This window comes from Halopseudomonas oceani, assembly GCF_002903165.1.
Lineage (GTDB): Bacteria > Pseudomonadota > Gammaproteobacteria > Pseudomonadales > Pseudomonadaceae > Halopseudomonas > Halopseudomonas oceani.
The window spans coordinates 1-16,369 of the sequence record NZ_PPSK01000008.1 but is presented as its reverse complement, the minus strand read 5'-3'; the positions used below and the strand labels follow the sequence as shown (position 1 = coordinate 16,369).

16 protein-coding genes and 1 pseudogene are annotated in these 16,369 nt (G+C 59.4%); 15 read left to right on the top strand and 2 right to left on the bottom strand.

Annotated elements, in window-relative coordinates; genetic code table 11:
- Positions 1–91: 91 nt before the first annotated feature.
- From C1949_RS09855 to C1949_RS09825, 7 genes are all read left to right on the top strand, one after another.
- Positions 92–2,494 (top strand): DNA translocase FtsK, encoded by a 2,403-nt coding sequence (locus tag C1949_RS09855; RefSeq protein WP_229744377.1) that lies wholly within the window; start codon positions 92–94, stop codon positions 2,492–2,494.
- Positions 2,495–2,512: 18 nt separating this feature from the next.
- Positions 2,513–3,154 (top strand): outer membrane lipoprotein periplasmic chaperone LolA, encoded by a 642-nt coding sequence (lolA, locus tag C1949_RS09850; RefSeq protein ID WP_104738317.1) that lies wholly within the window; start codon positions 2,513–2,515, stop codon positions 3,152–3,154.
- 49 nt (positions 3,155–3,203) lie between these two features.
- Entirely contained in the window at positions 3,204–4,487 is a 1,284-nt protein-coding gene (locus C1949_RS09845) for a replication-associated recombination protein A (protein ID WP_229744382.1), read from the top strand.
- Positions 4,480–4,851, top strand: coding sequence for a fluoride efflux transporter CrcB (gene crcB / locus C1949_RS09840; protein WP_104738315.1), 372 nt, complete (start codon positions 4,480–4,482; stop codon positions 4,849–4,851). The genes C1949_RS09845 and crcB overlap by 8 nt, the downstream gene beginning before the upstream one ends.
- Before the next feature lie 36 nt (positions 4,852–4,887).
- Positions 4,888–6,171 carry a serine--tRNA ligase gene (gene serS / locus C1949_RS09835; RefSeq protein WP_104738314.1) on the top strand — a complete coding sequence of 428 codons (1,284 nt, stop codon included), beginning with the start codon at positions 4,888–4,890 and terminating at the stop codon, positions 6,169–6,171.
- An 81-nt stretch (positions 6,172–6,252) separates the two neighbouring features.
- Positions 6,253–7,680: a siroheme synthase CysG gene (cysG, locus tag C1949_RS09830; RefSeq protein ID WP_104738313.1), complete on the top strand. Its 1,428-nt coding sequence runs from the start codon at positions 6,253–6,255 to the stop codon at positions 7,678–7,680.
- Between the two features lie 88 nt (positions 7,681–7,768).
- Positions 7,769–8,269 (top strand): thioesterase family protein, encoded by a 501-nt coding sequence (locus tag C1949_RS09825; protein WP_104738312.1) that lies wholly within the window; start codon positions 7,769–7,771, stop codon positions 8,267–8,269.
- 14 nt (positions 8,270–8,283) lie between these two features.
- On the opposite strand, the gene C1949_RS09820 is transcribed toward C1949_RS09825, so the two are convergent.
- Together C1949_RS09820 and C1949_RS09815 are read right to left on the bottom strand one after the other, a co-directional pair.
- Positions 8,284–8,970 carry a VOC family protein gene (locus C1949_RS09820; protein WP_104738311.1) on the bottom strand — a complete coding sequence of 229 codons (687 nt, stop codon included), beginning with the start codon at positions 8,968–8,970 and terminating at the stop codon, positions 8,284–8,286.
- 109 nt (positions 8,971–9,079) lie between these two features.
- Positions 9,080–10,873: an arylsulfatase gene (locus tag C1949_RS09815; RefSeq protein WP_170063049.1), complete on the bottom strand. Its 1,794-nt coding sequence runs from the start codon at positions 10,871–10,873 to the stop codon at positions 9,080–9,082.
- 457 nt (positions 10,874–11,330) lie between these two features.
- Between C1949_RS09815 and C1949_RS09810 the strand changes: the two genes are divergently transcribed.
- The 8 genes and pseudogenes from C1949_RS09810 to C1949_RS19530 form a co-directional block, all read left to right on the top strand.
- Positions 11,331–12,023, top strand: coding sequence for a type 1 glutamine amidotransferase (locus tag C1949_RS09810; protein ID WP_104738309.1), 693 nt, complete (start codon positions 11,331–11,333; stop codon positions 12,021–12,023).
- A complete protein-coding gene (locus tag C1949_RS09805) occupies positions 12,020–12,559 on the top strand; it encodes a lipocalin family protein (RefSeq protein WP_104738308.1) in 540 nt (179 codons plus the stop codon). The genes C1949_RS09810 and C1949_RS09805 overlap by 4 nt, the downstream gene beginning before the upstream one ends.
- Positions 12,560–12,654: 95 nt before the next feature.
- Entirely contained in the window at positions 12,655–13,827 is a 1,173-nt protein-coding gene (locus C1949_RS09800) for a GGDEF domain-containing protein (RefSeq protein ID WP_104738307.1), read from the top strand.
- Between the two features lie 103 nt (positions 13,828–13,930).
- Complete coding sequence (locus C1949_RS09795; RefSeq protein WP_104738306.1) at positions 13,931–14,479, top strand: hypothetical protein; 549 nt, start codon at positions 13,931–13,933, stop codon at positions 14,477–14,479.
- Entirely contained in the window at positions 14,479–14,784 is a 306-nt protein-coding gene (locus C1949_RS09790; RefSeq protein WP_104738305.1) for a winged helix-turn-helix domain-containing protein, read from the top strand. The genes C1949_RS09795 and C1949_RS09790 overlap by 1 nt, the downstream gene beginning before the upstream one ends.
- Before the next feature lie 51 nt (positions 14,785–14,835).
- A complete protein-coding gene (locus C1949_RS09785) occupies positions 14,836–15,747 on the top strand; it encodes a MotA/TolQ/ExbB proton channel family protein (RefSeq protein WP_104738304.1) in 912 nt (303 codons plus the stop codon).
- A 1-nt stretch (position 15,748) separates the two neighbouring features.
- Positions 15,749–16,183: a TonB system transport protein ExbD gene (gene exbD / locus C1949_RS09780; protein WP_104738303.1), complete on the top strand. Its 435-nt coding sequence runs from the start codon at positions 15,749–15,751 to the stop codon at positions 16,181–16,183.
- Positions 16,183–16,369 (top strand): annotated as a pseudogene (locus tag C1949_RS19530) (hypothetical protein); the annotation flags it as partial. The gene exbD and the pseudogene C1949_RS19530, both read left to right, overlap by 1 nt.

Below are 16,369 nucleotides of genomic sequence, written 5' to 3'. Positions count from 1 at the left end.
GGTCTGCTGTCCGACTATTGTGCTCCGCGGTTGTAAAAACGGTCGACTCAGGCCGTACAATAACCGCCTGACCCCAGATGGAAGCGTCGTTTTGAAGGATACTGCAGCCCAGAAAATCTCCCTGCCCTGGCGTGAGCAGCTGTCTTTGCGCCTGCGCGAAGGCGCTCTGCTGGCAATGATCGCACTGTGCCTTTACCTGTGCATGGCATTGTTCACGTTTGATCCGAGTGACCCGGGCTGGACTCGCAGCGGCGGCAGCTCACTCGTGCAGAATGCCGGCGGTGCGATGGGGGCCTGGATTGCCGACGTATTGTTGCTCTCACTGGGTTACCTGGCATTTCTGTTCCCGCTTATTGTCGCCGTCAAGGTCTACCAGATGTTTCGCCGCCGACACGAGCCACTGATCTGGAACGGCTGGCTGTTTTCCTGGCGGTTGATCGGCTTCGTCCTCACCCTGCTGGCGGGCACCGCGCTGGCGGCCTTGCATGGCACTGCCGGTGCTCATTTCCCGGAAGGCGCCGGTGCCGGCGGGGTGCTGGGCCAGCTACTACGTGATCTGACGTATCCTGCACTGAATATGCAGGGCAGCACGCTGTTGTACCTGACCCTGTTCCTGTTCGGCTTGACGGTGTTTACCAATCTGTCGTGGTTGAAGGTGATGGACATCACCGGGCGCCTGACCCTGGACCTGCTCGATCTGCTCAAGCGTGGCTGGGCGAGCTGGCGTGCCCGGCGAGCGAGTGCACCGGTTGCTGCTGCTCCGGCGCGTGACCCACGTCCAGCCGCCGCACCACGCAAAGAACCATCGTTCAGTGCGGAAGAGCAGAAGCGGGCCGACGCCTCACGCGCTCAGCGACAGGAAGCGCTGGCCAAGCACGTGGCGTCTCGGGAGAACCGCACACCGCCCGAAATCGTTCCGCTGGACACCAAGCCGGTCGAGTCCAGCGTGCGCACGCAGAAAGAGAAGCAGACGCGACTGTTCACCGATACTGCGGACCCGGATTCGCTGCCACCCATCTCGCTATTGGACCCAGCCAGCAAGAAAACCAAAGGGTTTTCTGCCGAGTCGCTGGAGGGTATGTCGCGACTGCTGGAGATCAAGCTGAAGGACTTTGGCGTCGAAGCGCAGGTTGAAAAGGTTCAGCCCGGCCCGGTTATTACCCGATTCGAGATCCAGCCGGCACCCGGCGTCAAGGTCAGCAAGATTTCCAACCTGGCAAAAGACCTGGCGCGCTCGCTCGCGGTCATCAGTGTGCGTGTGGTTGAGGTCATCCCGGGCAAGACCACTGTCGGTATCGAAATTCCCAACGAAGATCGTGAAATCGTCCGCCTGTCCGAAGTGCTGGAAACCCGCGAGTTCGACGAAGCCCAGTCCCCGGTCACGCTGGCCCTGGGGCACGATATCGGTGGCCATCCGGTCATGGCTGACCTGGCCAAGATGCCGCACCTGCTGGTAGCAGGCACCACCGGCTCCGGTAAATCCGTGGGTGTGAACGCGATGCTGTTGAGCATCCTGTTCAAGGCAACGCCGTCGGAAGTACGCCTGATCATGGTTGACCCGAAGATGCTGGAACTCTCTATCTACGAGGGCATTCCCCACCTGCTGGCTCCGGTCGTAACGGACATGAAGGAGGCCTCCAACGCACTGCGCTGGTGTGTCGCCGAAATGGAACGGCGCTACAAGCTGATGGCCGCGATGGGGGTACGTAACCTCGCGGGCTTCAACCGCAAGGTAAAAGATGCAGCCAAGGCCGGCACACCGCTGACCGACCCACTGTATCGCCGTGAAAGCATGGATGACCTGGCCCCGGAACTTGAGGCATTGCCGGTGATCGTAGTGGTAATCGACGAGTTCGCCGACATGATGATGATTGTCGGCAAGAAGGTCGAGGAACTGATTGCGCGTATCGCCCAGAAGGCACGTGCTGCCGGCATTCACCTGATTCTGGCGACACAGCGCCCCTCGGTCGACGTCATCACCGGTCTGATCAAGGCAAACATCCCGACCCGCATGGCTTTCCAGGTATCCAGCAAGATCGATTCACGCACCATCCTTGATCAGGGTGGGGCAGAACAATTGCTTGGCCACGGTGACATGCTGTACATGCCGCCGGGCACCAGCTTGCCGGTCCGGGTGCACGGCGCCTTTGTTTCGGACGATGAGGTCCATCGCCTGGTCGATGCCTGGAAACAGCGCGGCGAGCCGGACTACATTCAGGATATTCTGGATGGTGCCGACGATTCGGCTGCCGGCGGCAGCTATGAAGGCGGCAGCGGCGGCGAAGACAGCGAGGAGGATGCGCTTTATGACGAAGCGGTTCGCTTCGTGACCGAAAGCCGCAGAGCGTCCATCTCGGCAGTACAGCGCAAACTCAAGATTGGCTATAACCGCGCCGCACGTATGATTGAGGCCATGGAAATGGCCGGCGTGGTTACCTCAATGAATACCAATGGCTCGCGTGAGGTAATCGCACCTCCGCCGGTCCGCGATTAAGTGGAGACATTCCCCATCATGTTAAAAATCTTGTCTGGCTGGCGTTGGCTGTGCCTATGCGCCGCACTGGTCAGTATGTCAGCAGTGGCGCAGGACGATGCCGATGCGGCGGCTGAGCGCCTGAATCAGCTGTTGTCGGCGGCTGACACGCTGACTGCCAATTTTTCGCAGATGACCCTCAGCTCTAATGGCTCGAACCTGCAGGAGACCACCGGGCAGGTGACACTGCAGCGACCGGGCAAGTTTCGCTGGCACACAGACCCGCCATTGGAACAGTTGCTGATTTCGGATGGCCAAAAGGTCTGGCTGTATGACCCGGACCTGATGCAGGTTACCATCCAGAAGCTGGATCAGCGTCTGACCCATACTCCGGCCTTGTTGCTGTCCGGCGATGTCAGCACACTCACGGACAACTTCAGCATTAGCTGGACCCAGGGCGGCAGCGTGGACGACTTCGTACTGACGCCCAAGGCTAACGACACCATGTTCGAGACCCTGCGGCTGTCCTTCCGCGACGGCCTGATCAACGACATGCAGCTGAATGACCCTATCGGGCAACGCACCAACATCCTGTTCCAGAACGTCGTTCTCAATGAGCCGGTTGCTGCTTCGCAGTTCGGCTTTGATGTGCCTGACGGAGTCGACGTCATCAGTGAATAACGGCGGACTGTTCGCTGCGCCGGCACCTCGCGAGCCGCTGGCCGCGCGCATGCGGCCACGTAATCTCGATGAATACGCCGGGCAGGATCATCTGCTGGGCGCAGGACGGCCGCTGCGAACGGCGCTGGAGCAGGGTGCGCTCCACTCGATGATTTTCTGGGGGCCACCCGGTGTCGGGAAAACCACTCTGGCGCGACTGATCGCTACGGTCAGCGATGCCCACTTTGAAACGCTGTCAGCGGTACTTGCCGGGGTAAAGGACATTCGCCAAGCGGTCGAGCTTGCCCGGCAGAACTACGCTGCCAATGGCCGCCGTACCATCCTGTTTGTCGATGAGGTGCATCGCTTCAACAAGGCCCAGCAGGACGCCTTTCTTCCCTACGTGGAAGATGGCACCTTGCTGTTCATTGGCGCGACCACCGAGAACCCGTCGTTTGAGCTGAACAACGCATTGCTTTCACGCGCCCGCGTCTATGTGCTGAAAGGGCTGGACGAGGAAGCGCTGAGCGGCCTGCTGGATCGCGCGCTTGCCGATACGGAGCGGGGGCTGGGGCAACTGCAGTTGCAACTTGCCCCCCAAGCCCGTCAGTTACTGCTTGATGCATCCGACGGTGATGCCCGCCGCCTGCTGAATCTGCTGGAGATTGCCGCAGACCTGGTAGAGCAGGGCGGTGTGATCGAATCGGACCTGCTGGGTGAGCTGCTGAGTGATTCGCGGCGCCGCTTCGACAAGGGCGGTGAAGCCTTTTATGATCAGATTTCTGCGTTGCACAAATCGGTTCGCGGTTCCAACCCGGATGCCGCCCTCTACTGGTTTGCACGTATGCTCGATGGCGGCTGTGATCCGCTGTATATCGCGCGTCGCGTTGTCCGTATGGCCAGTGAGGACATCGGTAACGCAGACCCGCGTGCACTGACCCTGTGCCTTAACGCCTGGGATGTGCAGGAACGTCTCGGCAGTCCCGAAGGCGAGCTGGCGGTGGCTCAGGCGATTACCTATCTGGCCTGCGCCCCGAAAAGTAATGCGGTGTACAAGGCATTCAATACCGCCATGCGTGATGTCGCTGAACAGGGATCGCTCGAGGTCCCGCTGCACCTGCGCAATGCGCCAACCAAGCTGATGAAGGAACTGGGCTACAGCGACGGCTATCGCTATGCCCATGATGAGCCGGAGGCCTACGCCGCAGGTGAGGATTACTTCCCCGACGCCATAGAACCCCGTCAATACTATCAGCCGGTTCCGCGCGGGCTTGAATTGAAAATTGCGCAAAAGCTGCAGCACCTGCGCGCACTGGATGCCACGAGCAGCAGGCAACGGAGGAAGGATGATTAAGCTGTATCTGGCCGTTATGCTGGGCGGCTCACTCGGTGCAGTCGCGCGCTACGCCGTAGCACAGTGGTCGGTCGCCCACTGGCCCAAGCTGTTTCCACTACCGACCTTGATCGTCAATCTGCTCGGATGCCTGCTTATCGGTGTACTATACGGCCTTTGGCTGGAGCGCCCGGAATTCTCCCCCTTGCTGCGGCAAACGCTTGTGGTGGGATTCCTTGGTGCCTTTACCACGTTTTCGACCTTCTCGCTGGATACCTTGCGGCTCCTGGAGAACGGCGAAGGTCTGTTGGCTCTGGCTTACATTCTGCTCAGCGTGTGCGTTGGACTGCTCGCCACCTGGGCCGGCCTGTCGCTCGCGCGCTGATCGGCCGCCACCTGAAACTGTTGAAGATGATGACCCATGCTTGACGCAAAACTCGTTCGTACCCAACCGCAACTACTCGCCGAGCGCCTTGCCGCCCGTGGTTTTGAGCTGGATCTCGCACAGCTCGAAGCACTGGAATCACGACGCAAGGACGTTCAGACCCGCACCGAGAATCTGCAGGCGGAACGTAACAGTCGCTCCAAGTCGATCGGGCAGGCCAAAGCGCGCGGCGAAGACATTCAACCGCTGCTGGCCGACGTTGACCGTATGGGCAACGAGCTGGCAGAAGCCAAGCAGCAGCTGGAGGCAATTCAGCTCGAACTGGATGCCATGTTGCTGAGCATGCCAAACCTGCCCGCAGAGGGTGTGCCGGTTGGCAAGGATGAAGACGAAAACGTCGAAGTCCGCCGCTGGGGGACACCGCGTGAATTTGATTTCGAGGTAAAGGACCACGTCGCACTGGGTGAGCAACACGGTTATCTGGACTTTGAAACCGCCGCCAAGCTTTCTGGTGCACGCTTTGCCCTGATGCGCGGGCCGATTGCACGGCTGCATCGTGCTCTGGCCCAGTTCATGCTGGACCTGCACGTGAATGAGCACGGTTATGAAGAGGCATACACGCCTTATCTGGTTCAGGCCGAAGCCCTGCAGGGTACCGGTCAGCTACCGAAATTCGAAGAAGATCTGTTCAAGATCAAGCGTGGCGAAGACCAGCGCGATCTCTACCTGATCCCGACTGCCGAAGTATCGCTGACCAACATCGTCAGCCAGAGCATCGTTGCCGCTGAGGAATTGCCGATCAAACTGACCGCCCACACCCCCTGTTTCCGCAGTGAGGCGGGTTCCGCCGGTCGCGATACTCGCGGCATGATTCGGCAGCATCAGTTCGACAAGGTCGAGATGGTCCAGATTGTCCGTCCGCAAGACTCCACCGAGGCACTGGAGGAACTGACAGGTCACGCCGAGGACGTGCTCAAGCGTCTGGAGCTGCCGTACCGCACGATGGCCCTGTGCACCGGTGACATGGGCTTCAGTGCCCAGCAGACCTACGACCTGGAAGTCTGGGTGCCGAGCCAGGGCAAGTACCGGGAGATTTCCTCCTGCTCCAACTGCGGCGATTTCCAGGCTCGTCGGATGCAGGCGCGCTGGCGCAACCCGGAAACCGGCAAGCCGGAGCTGGTACATACCCTCAACGGCTCCGGGCTGGCGGTGGGTCGTACCTTGGTGGCCGTACTGGAAAACTACCAGCAGGCCGATGGCAGCATCGAAGTGCCGCAGGCCCTGCGCAGCTATATGGGTGGCGTTGAACGCATCGGCTGAGCCCGAGCTCGATAGCCCACCTACAGCGGGAGCCAATGGCTCCCGCTTTGCCTTTTGATGATGTATGCCGAGGAACCAAGCATGGAATTCCTGCCCCTGTTTCATAATCTGACCGGCCGTCGTGTGCTGGTTGTCGGCGGTGGCGAAATTGCCCTGCGCAAAGCCCGCTTGCTTGGCGAGGCCGGCGCCCAGCTGTATGTAGTGGCACCCGAGATTGAGCCGGCGCTACGCGAACTGGTTGACGCTAGCCATGGTGCGGTCCGCGAAGGGGGGTATCAGCCGTCGGATCTGGACGACGCCGTGCTTGCGATTGCCGCGACGGATGACGAAACACTCAACGCCCGGGTGTCGGTTGATGCCCAGGCGCTGCGGATTCCGGTCAACGCGGTAGACGCGCCGCACCTGTGTACGGTCATCTTCCCAGCAATCGTCGATCGTTCGCCGCTGCTGATCGCCATTTCCAGCGGCAGCCATGCGCCGGTTCTGGCGCGGCTGTCTCGGGCGCGGATTGAAACCCTGTTTCCGGCGGCGTATGGACGTCTGGCCCAGTTGGCCAAGCGCTTCCGGCAGCAGGTCAAGCAGGCATTGCCAACCATCAACCAGCGCCGGGCATTTTGGGAGAACATTTTCCAGGGTGAGGTTGCCGAGCGCGTGTTTGCTGGACGTGACGCTGAAGCGGCAAAACTGCTTGAAGCTGAGCTTGCCAGTCAGCACGAGCAAGTTTATCGCGGCGAGGTCTATCTGGTTGGCGCAGGTCCAGGCGACCCGGACCTGCTGACTTTTCGCGCCCTGCGTTTGATGCAACAGGCTGATGTGGTGCTGCATGACCGTCTGGTTGCGCCCGCCATCATCGATCTATGCCGCCGCGATGCCGACCGCATCTACGTCGGCAAGGCACGCAGCGATCATGCCGTGCCGCAGGAAGAGATCAACCAGTTACTCGTGCGGCTGGCGAAAGAGGGCAAGCGGGTACTGCGGCTAAAGGGCGGTGACCCGTTCATATTTGGCCGTGGTGGCGAGGAAATCGAACAGCTGGCAGCGCACGGTATACCTTTCCAGGTGGTACCGGGCATCACGGCTGCCAATGGCTGCTCGGCCTATGCCGGCATTCCGCTGACCCATCGTGATCACGCGCAGTCGGTACGCTTTGTCACCGGGCACCTGAAAGATGGCACCACCAACTTGCCCTGGAGCGACCTGGTGGCGCCAGGGCAGACGCTGGTGTTTTACATGGGACTGGTTGGGCTGCCGGAGATCTGCAGTCAGTTGATTGCCCACGGTCGCAGTGGCGATACACCGATCGCGCTGGTTCAGCAGGGCACGACCAGCAACCAGAAGGTGTTGATCGGCACTCTGGCGGATATGCCTGAGCGGGTCAGTGGTGAGCAGATCAAGCCCCCGACGCTGCTGATTGTGGGCGAAGTGGTTTTGCTGCATGACAAACTCAAATGGTTCAACGCAGAAGCCTTGCCGACAGTGCAAGGTGTGCTTGGAACAGAACAGGGCTAAACCGCCAAATGCCGGACGTCAACAGCGCCGGCTCTGGCGTGGTTCAGGTAAATCAGGCAGGGTTTAGCTTCTGTTTCAGGAGTAAGTCATGACTGGATCTGCCATTGTCACGCCATCTGATGAGATTGAAAGCGATCTGCTGCCAGAGGAGCTGTCACAGGCCGTTTACGGCTTTTTCAATCGCATTCCGTTCAACCGCCTGCTCGGTATCGAGATCGATGAGCTGCGTCGCGACTGCGTCGCCATGAGTCTGGCAATGCGGCCTGATCTGATTGGTAATTTCACCCAGGGTATTCTGCACGGCGGCGCGATTTCGTCATTGATCGACGTATGCGGTGGCGCAATGGCGTTGATCGGCGCGTTTGATCGCCACGCCCACCTTACTGTGCAGGAACGGATGGTGCGCCTGTCCAAACTGGGCACCATTGACCTGCGAGTTGATTATCTGCGCCCCGGTCGGGGCGATCAGTTTGTCTGCACGTCTGTTCCGCTGCGCTCGGGCAACAAGGTCGGCGTGGTGCGCTCCGAGCTGCATTCCAATGACGGCACCCTGATCGCTGTCGGGACTGGAACCTACCTCTGCGGATAGGCCGGACGAACGAATCAGGCGACGGGTTTGCCGGTCACCGATGCGCGCTCCGACAATTCGATCCAGACACCGTCCGGGTCGCGGATGAAGGCGATACGGGCAGTTGTACCCAACGTTACCGGTTCACGCTCACCTTTGGCGCCGTTGCCCAGCGCCTCCGCATAAGCGGCATCACAGTCAAACACCTGCAGCGTCAGGTAACGCAAGCCGGTTGCTGCCAGCCCCTGCTGATCGTCCTGCGGTGGCGTGTCACCTTGCTCCAGCAATAGCTGAGCCTTTCCGCAACGCAGTACGCCTGGGGCGATAAGCTCACAACCCAGTACTTGAGTGTAAAACTGCTGACTGGCGTCGAGATCGGCGACCTGCAGACGCACTGCAAGCCCTTCGACTCCGTCAGTACCGATTGGCAGCAGCGTGATCCGATTACCGTCAGGATCCTGCAGCGTGCTCCGCTCGTTCACCCCGTTAAGGGCAACCAGCAGTTCCTTGATCGGAGCCTGGACAGGCGAGGGTAACGGATCACGGGCGTCGTTCAGCTTGAGCACAGCCTCGCCGGCGTTGTAGCGATGTTGCAGGACGCCGCCGCCAAGCTTCAGGGTGTGATCAAACGACAGGCCAACCAGCTCGCGCCAGAACCGCTGCTGGGCATCACGTTGATTGGTAAACAGGCCAACATCAAAAAAGGCTTTGGCAAGACTCACAGGGCGTTCCTCAGCGGGCTAGAGGCGTAAACCCTAGCCCGCGCAGACGCCGCTAGCGAGATTGAATCATGCAGGGAATCTGCTGCTATCTCTGCACGTGATGGCGGTATTACCGCTGACGGCGCTTGAGCAGCCAGCGCCCACCCAGGGCTACCAACAACAGTATTACCAGGCCTGCAATCGCAAGGCTCGGGCGGTTTTTGGCAATGAACTGCTCACGCCCGTTTTTCTTGACCTGCTCCCAGGCACGATAGTCGCTGGGCACTTCGATCACATGGTAGCGCTCCACATAGTCACGATAAGCCTGATAAAGCTCGTTCACGAGCTCCGGATGCTGTTCAGCCAGGTTGTGACGCTCCAGCGGATCGGTTGCGGTGTTGAACAGCTGCGGACCAAGGCGGGCGGGAATTGCGTTAGTGCTGGACGCGACTAGTTTATAATCACCGCGCCAGACGGCAATGCCACCAGCCAGTTCATATACGGTCGTGCGTTCGGCATCATGTACCCGGTCAGAGCGGCCTTCAAGCAACCCGCGCATGCTTTCCCCCATGATCGGGTTAATCTGGCGTCCGCGGTACTCCGAACCGGGCTGCGCGACGCCTGCCACATCAAGCAATGTAGGCGTAATGTCGGTGACGTAACCGAAGCTGTTGGTGCGCGTACCCGCAGCAACACGTCCTGGCTGACTGACGATCAAAGGGACGCGCATGCCGCCACTGAAAGGCGAGCCCTTGTAGGAGTAGAAGGGCGTGTTGGACGCGTAGGCCCAACCAGGGCCATATTCGCTATAGCTGCCGGGAGCCCCGAGCGCGTCATAGTCGGTGTTGTAGCGCAGCCGGTAGAACAGTGGCGCGACTTCGCGCAATACCGTTGATTCACCGCCGTTATCGCTCATGAACAGGATCAGGGTATTGTCATACTGCCCGGTCTCCTTGAGGTAACGGATGACCTTGCCCACGCTCTGGTCCATTGCCTCGGCCATGCCGGCGAACACCGCCATCTGTCTCGCGCGATACGCCTTTTCCTCATCGCTCAGACTATTCCAGTCAATGTGGCGACGGGCATAAAAGGTACCCCAGTCATCAGTAACCGCATTTTCGCCGGTGTCCGGCAACAGGCCGCTGGCCAATTGACGCTGGTAGCGGGCCTCGCGAATGGCATCCCAGCCATCGTCATACATTTTCGCGTAGCGGTCGATGTACTCCTCCGGTACCTGATGCGGTGCGTGTACAGCCTGGAAGGCAAGATAGCCAAAGAACGGCTTGCCTTCGCTGCGTCCGCCGTCGATATAGCTGATCAGCTTGTCGGCATAGGTAAAGGAGGAATAAAAGTTGGCCGGCAATTCGACCGGCTTTCCATCCTCGATCCAGGTCGCGCTGCCGCCCGGCAGGTAGTGCTTGGCCTCCCAATTGTCCGCACCGCTTTCCATCAGGGCGAAGGAGTGCTTGAAGCCGCGCGCAACAGGCTGGCTTTGGGGGCGATCACCCAGATGCCATTTGCCGGCCATGTAGGTGTTGTAACCGGCATCCTGCAGCAGGGTCGGCAACGTGACGACACTGTCATTCAACCAGGTTTCGTAGCCAGGTTGTCCCTTTTGGTTGTCAGCCATGATCTCCTTCATGTTGCCCATACCGACCAGGTGGTTGGTCACGCCGGTCATCAGCATCGAGCGCGTTGGCGAGCAGGTCGCAGCAACATGAAAGTTGGTGAACTGCAGGCCGCTCTCGGCAAGCTGATCGATGTTGGGCGTGTGAATTTCACCCCCGTAGGCACCAAGATCACTGAAGCCGAGGTCGTCAGCCACGATCAGTAGAATGTTCGGCCGAGGGGTTGTTGCAGCGGCTGACAGTGGCAGGGCGCAACTAAGGCCCAGTAGCAGCAAGTTGCGAGTGAGGCGTTGCATTGTATTGTCCTTGTTATAGCGATGGGCTGTATCTGGTCGAGTATAGGGAGTGATATTTCTGGCGCTGCGACCGAGCGTAGCCACTCGACTGTCTCTGCTAGCCATAAACACACGACGCTTCAGTGATCCGGCTGGGCTGGAGGCTATTGAAGGCTGCTTGGGTGCTTTACGGGAGTTCGCCCCGGTAACCGAAGAGCAGACAATGCGATCAGAGGTGAGGGCGGGTAAGCCGTCATCGGCGGTTGGGTTTACGTAGCCTCGCCACTGTCTTGGAGCTGGCTGCAGCCGAAGTCAGATCTGGCAACGTAGGCTATTGTTGTATGCGGGTAACGCGACCGACTAACGTCAAAAGTCCGCGATCGAGTATTCGGTTTCAACCCGGCGTGATGGAACCACGGCGTGGTGCTGACGCTCACAAGGTGCACCAACCCGCGAATTAACGACAGGAGCAGGGGGCATGCGCGCGCATTATCTACAACACGCCGAGTTTGAAGGGCTCGGCATGATTGAGCATTGGCTACACTCAAAAGGCTACGAGATCAGTTGCAGTCGAATGTACGCTGGCGATCCTCTGCCGGCGCTCGACGAGTTCGACGTGCTAATTATCATGGGCGGCCCAATGAGCGCTAACGACGAAGCGCAATTGCCATGGCTGCATAGTGAGAAGGCCTTTATTCGCGCGGCGCTGACAGCGGACAAAGTCATTTTAGGCATCTGCCTTGGCGCCCAGTTGATTGCGGCCAGCCTGGGGCAGGCGGTATATCCCAACCGCGAACGAGAGATCGGCTGGTTCCCGGTTCGCGGCAGCACCCATCAGAACGGCGCAGCATTTCACTTTCCGCCCCGGCTGCCGGTGCTGCATTGGCACGGAGAGACCTTCGATCTTCCGCACGGTGCCGTACTATTGGCCTCCAGTGAGGTCTGCCGAAATCAGGCCTTTCAGCTTGGCCGTTCGGTTATTGGCCTGCAGTTTCACCTGGAGGCTAACCGCCAGTTGCTAGATCAATTTGTTACCGCCGAAGCGGCTTCACTCGTGCCGTCCGAGTGGGTGCAGAGCGCCGAGCACATTCTGCAGGTTGATGATTCAACTCTGGCGTCTACCACCGACTTGCTTGATCGCCTGCTCCACTATCTGACGGAGGGTAAATGAAACGTGTATTTGCAGTTCTGGGCTTTTGTGCCGCCGCAAGCGTGCTGAGCGGTTGTGTTCGTTTGCCCGCCGGAGTCGAACCGGTAAGCCCTTTCACGGCCGACCGCTACCTCGGTCAATGGTACGAAATAGCCCGCCTAGACCACCGGTTCGAGCGCGGCCTGACTCAGGTCAGCGCACACTACAGCTATGGTGACGATGGTGAGATTCGAGTAATCAACCGCGGCTGCGACGGGCCCAGCGGCGAGTGGCAACAGGCAGAGGGGCGGGCGAAGTTCGTCGGCAGCGATGACAAGGGCTTTCTCAAGGTTTCGTTCTTCGGTCCGTTTTATGGCAGCTATGCCATTTTCGAGCTGGACCCGGAATACCGGTATGCCTTTGTATCCGGTCCGAACCATGACTACCTGTGGTTACTGGCCCGGGAGCCAGAGCCAGACGCCTCGCTGCGTCATCAATTCGTCAAGCAGGCAGGTGAGTTGGGGTTCCCGGTTGATCATCTGATTTGGGTAAAACACGGTGACAGCCGCTGCGACTGACACTGTTTGAAAAAATGCACGGGGTCGTAGCCATCCACCGCCGCAACAAGCTACTCTCTCGCTCTAACAAACAATAATAAAGCCGGAGTCGTTGCTTGCTTGATTTGACTACGCTGATGCTGGTTTTGGCGCTGACAACTGCAACGGCGGTGATTTGTCTGCTGGTGGCAGCTGCGCTGAACCCTCGCGTTCCCGCCATTCGCTTTTGGGCAATCGGCCTGACCGTTGTTGTTCTGGGCGCCTTGCTGCAATCCGCCCGTGCGGTTATACCACTCTGGATCAGTGCGGCGGTCATCACCCAGGGCTATTTCCTGCTCTGGTGGGGCGCACGCTGCCATCGCCTGGGCCATGGTGCAGGCGGATTCTGGCAGGTCACCGGTGCTCTATTGGTGTGCCAGAGCACCGTATTCTACTTTCTGCAGGATTCGCTCCGGTTCAGCATCATCACCCATAGCGCCATCGTCATAGCCGTTGCTGCACTTATGATCGGCGAAGTCGTGCGCGTCCGACGCAGTCAGCGGACCCTTACCTACGCCTGGTGCGGCATCTGGTTGATGCACGGAGCGCTCTATTTCCGCCGTCTGCTGCTGTACAGCTTTGACCCGCTCTATGCCAGCGTCACCACCTTCGAACAAGGGGAGGCGGTGGAAGCGCTCAACTACCTTGAAGGCATCGTCTTCATCTATGCCTTTACCATGATCTGCATAATGTTCCTGCTACGCAGCCTGCAGGATGAGCTCAAAACGCAGGCCATGCACGATCCGCTGACGTTGCTGTACAACCGCCGCGCCTTTGAGCAGGCAGCACGGCAGCGGCTGGAAGACAACCGGCACTCAGGCGAGCATGGGGTTCTGCTCCTGCTTGATCTGGATGAGTTCAAAGCGGTGAACGACAACCATGGGCACGCTGCGGGCGATACTGTGCTGGCTCGATTTGCCGAAGTGCTGCGTAACGCAGCGCGAGAGCAAGACCTCACGTGCCGTTTTGGCGGCGAAGAATTTCTCCTGATGCTTTCCAACTGCGACATGGCCCAGGCTAGGCAACTGGCCGAACGTATTCGCGAGGTATGGGAGCAACAGACCATTCAGGCGGGAGAACCCGTCATAACCAGCACTGTATCCATCGGTTTTGCGCCGGTTCCGGCAGATACAATGCTATCGCTGCACGAACTGGTCGAACGGGCAGATCAGGCGCTTTACCAAGCCAAACAGCAAGGACGAAATCGCTGCTGCAGCTGGCCGCTCCTGGAAGCCGACATGCAACACTGAGCGACACCATCGACAGGCGATTATTTCACGCAGACATCTTGCCTTTATCTACTCTGTTCAATAGAGTGCTTTGCACAAGAACAAAACGAGCTGGATACCAGTCATGCCGCCTTCAAGAGAGGAAGCGGCGCAGGCGCTGCGCGAAATCAGTAACGTGCAGGCGCGTGTCGCCGGATTTCAAGATTATCGATTCGAAGCAAGCCAACTGATTGTCTGGGGGTTGCTGAACATCATCGGTTGTATCGGCAGCGCGCTGTTTGCTGATCACCTCCTATTGATCTGGTTTGCTGTCGTGGTTGTTGGCCTGGTGCTGGGTGTTGCCATGGCTATCCGCGGTGCCCCGACCGTGCCCGGCGTTGTCTGGCGTTACCTGCTGGTTATCCTGTCTATTTTGCTGTTCGATATTCTGCTGCACTGCATTTTCTGGCCACTGTCGCCACGCCAGGGCAGCATGATTGTGCCGCTGTTCGTGGCCACCATCTACATCGTTCGCGGTGCCCAATCCCGTCCCCGATATATCGCCATCGGTGCCAACCTTGCGCTGCTCTGTACCCTGAGCTTCCTGTTTGCCGGTGACGGCTACTGGTATTGGTTGGCAGTCGCCTGGGGCGGCACCTTTGTGATTTCAGGCCTCTGGCTGCGGAGGTGCTGATGCAGTCACCAAACGACCTCATCCATCAGCCAGTGCGCCTCAAGATCATGGCCGCGCTGAATACGCTGTCGTCGGATCAATGGCTGGAATTTGTCTCGCTCAGATCGATTGTTGACACCACTGACGGCAACCTTGGCGCGCACCTCAATACGCTCGAGGCCGCTGAGTACGTTCGAATCAAAAAGGACTTCGCAGGAAAGAAGCCGCGTACGCGGGTCTGCCTCAGCACCAAGGGACGTGCCGCGTTCGGCCAGTACGTTGCCGAATTGCACGCCATTCTGGCGCCTCAGAACCTGGATACCTGATACGGCATCGCACCAGACTCACCTTACAACATCAAAAAAACTGGAGTTGGTATGGATATTCGTTCGTTCTCTCACACCACAGGGCGCTGGCAACAACGTCTGCGCACCCTGTCCTTGCTGGTCCTGCTGATCGCTGGCGGCGGAGCCACCAGTTTCGTTCTTGCGCAGGCAGAAGACCAGTCAGCGAGTGCTCAGCCATCAGCCGATGTTGCGACGGCAAGTGCCCCAGCGGCGCCTGCTACGCAGGAGGTAACGCAGGCATCGGGTGCAGAGACTCCGGCACAGCCGACTGCTTCGTTTGGAGTGCGCGAAATGTACGAACAGGCTGACCCTCTAGTGAAGTCGGTGATGTTGCTGCTGGTTCTGTGCTCGGTACTCACCTGGGGCGTCCTGTTCGAAAAGATATTTGTGTTCGGCTCCGCCCGACGTCGCAACAAGCGCTTCCTGGCGGCTTACCGTGCCGGGCAGGTTGAGCAGCTTGGCGAGCAACTTGAGTACAGCGCGATGGGGCGCATGTGGAAAGCCGCCCAGGCGGAGCTGAGTCACTATCGTAAGCTGCAGGGGGACGGTGCTGACGCCGACCGGGTCAACCGGTTGCTGCAACGCATCGCTCTGACCGCAGGTATCGTCCAGGAGCGCGACCTGGCCCGCATGGGGACGATGATGGGGGTACTTGCGACTATCGGCGCCACCGCACCCTTCATCGGCCTGTTCGGCACCGTCTGGGGAATCCTCAACAGTTTTGCCAGCATCGCGACCCTCAAGTCTGCGAGCCTGGCGGTTGTCGCGCCCGGTATTGCCGAAGCGCTTCTGGCCACTGCGCTGGGGCTGTTTTCCGCCATTCCAGCGGTGATGATCTTCAACAAGTTCGCACGTGACATCAACGGCTTCGTTGGCGCGCTGGACAACTTCTCCGCCGAGATGATTGCCGGCGTGTCGCGTCAACTGGACGAAGGACGCTGATATGGGCATTCAGCTAAATTCCGGGCCGCTGGTAAAGCGGCACAACTACCAGGAAAACGCCGAAATGAACATTACGCCCTTCGTGGACGTAATGTTGGTGCTGCTGATCATCTTTATGGTTGCCGCACCGCTGGCGACCGTGGACGTGCCGGTTGACCTGCCAAGCAACGCTGCTGCGCCAAACCCGCCGCCGGAGGAGCCAGTGTACGTCAGCGTGCAGGCTGATGGCCGGCTGTATGTGCAGGAACAGTCGGTTGCGCTCGGTGAGCTAGCTGCGGGTGTCAACCTGGTCACCAACGGGGATGTGCGTACCCGATTATTCCTGCGCGGCGACAAGTCGGTTGAGTACGGCACCCTGATGCAGGTCATGAATACCTTGCAAAAAGCCGGATACGGGCAAATCAGCCTGGTCGCTTCGGAAGAACTGGAGCCCTGATGAGCGCCTATCGAGAACGCAGTAGCTGGCCGTTCAGGCTGCTCGTGGTCCTGATTGCCATCGGTTTGCATATTGGACTGCTGGCATGGCTGCAAGGCGCGCAGTTTCGTCATCAGGCCCCTCCAACCGCGCCGGAGACGATCGCTGTGGATCTGTATGTCCCGCCACCGCCCCCTCCGGAACCCG